The following is a 4,129-nucleotide window of genomic DNA, read 5'->3' as shown; positions in this document are numbered from 1 at the left end:
ACTAATTTGCTGATTGTTGGGAGGCGTTTTCTTTGCTTCTGTTTCTTTTTCGCCGGTTTGGACAAAGAAACGACGTGCCGCCACCCACAGTGGCTAATAGTGATAAAGAGAACAGCCAGAATAGAGCCGCCACGGGCGCCGAAAGCACCACCCCGGCATTGACCCCGACCAAGTGCGAACGAAAAAATACCGCTTACGAACGTCGTACAAACCATTTCTATTCGCAATTACGAGCACCTTAAGGGTCTTTAACCAGTTGATACGCTTGATCCGTTAGGATTCGCTGAAGAATACTTTCAGTAATCCAGAGAGGGGAGCAATCCTGTGGCCTCAAAGACAGAGTTAAAGAGGTTCAGGTCGAACCTAGCCGACGAACTCGACAGCGCGGCGTTATATGAAACCCTGGCAAGCGTCGAGCAAAACGGTTCGAGAAAGGCCATCTACGCGGAACTCGCTGCGTCCGAGCGCAAGCACGCGCAGGTATGGCAGGAGAAACTGCGGGCAAACGGCGTGAAGGTCCGGGCGCATCAATACAGCGCCAAGACCCACGTCATGCGGGCGCTCGTGCGAGTCTTCGGGCCGAACTTTGTCTTACGTACGGTCGCCGCCACGGAATACGCCGACCGCGACAAATACGCAGGGCAGCCGGATGCTGCTCAAATGGCCGAGGAAGAGCATCAGCATGCGGACATGGTGCAACGCGTCGCGAATCAACAGCGGCCGAAGCAGTCGAAAGGCGCGGAGATTGCCGAGGCAGAGTCATGGCACAAGGGCGTCTCGTCGGGCAATGACCTGCGTGCAGCCGTCCTGGGCGCGAACGACGGGCTGGTATCGAATTTTTGCCTGATCATGGGGGTGGCGGGCGCGGGCACCAACAACAAGACCATCCTCCTCACGGCCTTCGCCGGCCTGATAGCGGGTGCGTGTTCCATGGCGCTGGGCGAGTGGCTGTCCGTAACCAATGCCCGCGAACTGGCACGCACCCAAATTGCAAAGGAAGCCGACGAGCTCGAACACACGCCCGATGCAGAGCGGCACGAACTTGCGCTTATCTTTCAGGCGAAGGGTCTTGATAGTGACGAAGCCAAGCGTGTCGCCGCGCAGATCATGCGAGACAAGGACAAGGCACTCGACACGCTGACGCGGGAAGAACTCGGCATCGATCCCGCCGAACTGGGTGGCAATCCGTGGTCTGCTGCGGGCGTTTCGTTTTGTCTTTTCTCTATTGGAGCAATTTTTCCGGCGATGCCTTTCCTGTGGACCAGCGGACTCTCGGCAATCATCCAGTGCGTCGCGTTAAGCGCGCTGGCCCTCGCCGCGATCGGTGTGTTCACGTCACTGTTCAATGGCCGTAGCGCGACGTTTTCGGCCCTACGGCAGATCATCATCGGATGTATTGCCGCGAGCTTTACCTTCTGCGTGGGGCACTTGCTCGGGGTTTCAATATCCTGAGGCTGAGGGGGAAGTCTAGTGGCCTGCATATTGATGTCCGGGGCGGCGGTCGACTTCGTTCTTGGACGCTCAGATCACTTTCAGCGTACCCATCATGCCGAGGTCCTCGTGCTCAAGAATATGGCAGTGAAACATCCGATCGCCCGTCATCTGCTGGACCGTGGCGATTTGCACCGTCTCGCCCGACTGCACGTTCACGGTGTCGCGCCATGCAAGGTAAGGCTCAGGCGTATTCACCGCGCCGTGCTCCTTGCCGATCACCTGGAACTGCGTCCCGTGCAGGTGAAACGGATGGTCCATGTCTGTGCGGTTTTCGATCGACCATAGTTCGACTTCACCTCGTCGACTGGTCAGTGAGATGCGGGCCGGATCGAAGGTCGCGCCGTTGATCATGAACTTCATACCAGCCGGCATTCCGTGCGCAGACGCGCCGGAGTGTTGCATCGCGGCCATGTTCATCGCTTCGGAAAACACCACTGACTTTTGCGTGACCGGTGCGCCAAGTGACGGCACGATCCGCAGGGATGTTGGGATGGCGCGCGGCGTCAGCGGGTTACCGGCAGCGCTCGGTGGCTCGAATCGCACGTCGGCGAGCACCCGGTCCAGCTCGGGTGGCAGGCTGCCGTGGGACATCGCCATCTTGCGGCGGTCGTAGACGCCAGCAGTCAGCACCGCATCTGCCTGGCCCATGCCCGCGCGTACAATCAGTTCCGCCCGCTCACCGGGTGCAAGCAGCAATTCGGTAAGTTCATCACGCGGTTGCTCAAGCAGGCCGCCGTCAGTGCCGACCTGCGCAAAGCGGTGTCCGGCCCCAAGCGACAGTCTCAAATAGCGGGCACTGCATGCGTTCCATACCCGCCAGCGTTCGTCCGTTGCAACCAGGATGCGCGGACGGCGTGCCCCGTTGACCAGCACGAATTGCCCTTCACGACCATTCATCCAGTCCATCATGTCGTTCGCCGGGATCGAACCGTCGCTGGCGAGCCTCAAGTCAGACAGAAAAAGATGTCGCTCGGGCCAAGCCGCGAGTGGATCGTCGGCGCTGCGAACCACGATCGGACCCGCGAGCCCGCGGAAAACTTGCTCTGCCGTCTTCATGTGCGGATGCGGGTGATACCAGTACGTGCCGGCGCTCCCCGATGGCAACGTAAAGCGATAAACGCGGGTCGCTCCCGGCGCTACCGGGTCTGACGGATTGCCGTCTTGATCTGGCGGGACCGGCAGACCATGCCAGTGGATCGTCGACGGCTGTGGCAGACGGTTCACGAAACGGATCTCCACCGTGTCGCCTTCGCGAACGTCGATCAATGGGCCGACGACCGGGCCCTGCGTCGTGTTTCCGTATTGCCAGAAAGTCGTTGGCTTGCCGGGTAGAAACTCGTGCTGTACCGGCTGCGCGACGAGGGTGCCCAGGAATACGCCGGGCTGACTGCTTTCGTTGGCGAGCTTGCGCAAGACAGCCAGCGGGGCACCGGCCGGAAGCGCGTCGGCAGGGGCGAGCGTTGCTGCCATATGCATCTTGCTGCCAGACATCGACGGCATGTCCGACATACCTTGCATGTCCTGCATACTATGTTCCGCCTTTTGTGCGGAAACATTGCGAGCGAAAAGCGACGCGACGGCGGCGCTGAGCGCTCGGGTGAGAAATGTCCTGCGGATCATGGATTACTCCCTTCCTTATTGCGAGCGACACGGGCGCGGCCCGTTCGCATGTGATTGCCCGATGCCCGGCGGGGATCAACCGGTCATCGCATTTTCTGGGGGCGGAGCGTGCTGCGCGCTATGTGCGTGCAACGCCGGGGACGATCAGCCGATCGGCGGTCGCAGAGGAGGGGCGTGGGTAACGCCGTCGTCTCGCAGTTCGGTGAGAGGACGTGGGGGCGAAGTATCCGATATACGGGGTTCGAAGCGGAAAGTCGCCAAGATGGCACCACAATGCGCGCCACAAGCCGCTACGCAGCAGCTTGAATGGCCATGTCCGCATGAACCGGGGGTTAGCATCGTGCCGCAGCGCGACGGTGTGTGGGACGAGGCACAGGGCTGGCCTGCAGCGCCGGTGACGATGATGCCGTAACCGGGGCTCCTCGCTTCGACCGCGTGCTCATGCGCGAACGCCCCCTGCATAGCAAGCAATGCAAGGGACAAGACAATCAAGATTCGCCGCAGTGAAATAATCACAGAAAGTACAACGCAGGAGCGATAGATACGATCGACCACCGAATAATAACGCAGGCAGTCTCGCGGTCGTTTTCCGGATGGAGCCCGGAGCCTCATCGGGCCGACCCTATCCCGGGTTTGCGGCCATAGCAAACGAGCGGTGCGACCCAGACCGCCGCCAGCGCCAATAGTACGAACTTGAAATGTGAGTCGATTACCAGATTCACGACAGAGCAGCCGAGTCCGGCATAACTCACTCGGGCGCGGCGGTCACTCCGTACCCGAGTGATCGGATCTTTGTTTCGATCTCGGCCTGCTGTCGCTCGGTTTGTACCTGTACGTGGCCCCGGGTCAGATCGACGTCAACTTGAGCTGCCGCGTCCAGCGAAGCCACTGCGCGCTTCACGCGTGCAACACAACCGCCGCAGGACATGCCCGCGACCTGGAGATTCCAGATGTTCATCGGTTAGCGCGGGAAACCTCGGCATTCATGCCGGGGAGGGATAGCGCAGCTTGCGCA

The 4,129-nt window shown here is 60.4% G+C and carries 4 protein-coding genes; 2 read left to right on the top strand and 2 right to left on the bottom strand.

The genetic code is table 11. The annotated features are described in order from the left end of the window. Positions 1-324: 324 nt before the first annotated feature. Positions 325-1,452, top strand: a complete 1,128-nt coding sequence (locus M0D69_RS43435) for a VIT1/CCC1 transporter family protein (protein ID WP_301787947.1) — start codon at positions 325-327, stop codon at positions 1,450-1,452. Between the two features lie 69 nt (positions 1,453-1,521). Here M0D69_RS43435 and M0D69_RS43430 read toward each other — a convergent pair whose 3' ends face one another. After that, positions 1,522-3,114, bottom strand: coding sequence for a multicopper oxidase family protein (locus M0D69_RS43430; RefSeq protein ID WP_301787946.1), 1,593 nt, complete (start codon positions 3,112-3,114; stop codon positions 1,522-1,524). A 262-nt stretch (positions 3,115-3,376) separates the two neighbouring features. On the opposite strand from M0D69_RS43430, the gene M0D69_RS43425 reads away from it, so the two are divergent. After that, a complete protein-coding gene (locus tag M0D69_RS43425; protein WP_301787945.1) occupies positions 3,377-3,526 on the top strand; it encodes a hypothetical protein in 150 nt (49 codons plus the stop codon). Positions 3,527-3,862: 336 nt separating this feature from the next. Here M0D69_RS43425 and M0D69_RS43420 read toward each other — a convergent pair whose 3' ends face one another. After that, a complete protein-coding gene (locus M0D69_RS43420) occupies positions 3,863-4,072 on the bottom strand; it encodes a heavy-metal-associated domain-containing protein (RefSeq protein WP_301787944.1) in 210 nt (69 codons plus the stop codon). Positions 4,073-4,129: the final 57 nt, after the last annotated feature.

Origin of the sequence: Caballeronia sp. SEWSISQ10-4 2 (genome assembly GCF_030464885.1) — a bacterium.
Classification (GTDB): Bacteria; Pseudomonadota; Gammaproteobacteria; order Burkholderiales; family Burkholderiaceae; genus Caballeronia.
This window is presented reverse-complemented; position numbering and strand designations above follow the sequence as displayed.

Bases quoted from the DNA above. Each gene is read 5' to 3' on its own strand.
- M0D69_RS43420 (WP_301787944.1), bottom strand. From the start codon at position 4,072: ATGAACATCTGGAATCTCCAGGTCGCGGGCATGTCCTGCGGCGGTTGT.
- M0D69_RS43430 (WP_301787946.1), bottom strand. From the start codon at position 3,114: ATGATCCGCAGGACATTTCTCACCCGAGCGCTCAGCGCCGCCGTCGCG.
- M0D69_RS43425 (WP_301787945.1), top strand. From the start codon at position 3,377: ATGGCACCACAATGCGCGCCACAAGCCGCTACGCAGCAGCTTGAATGG.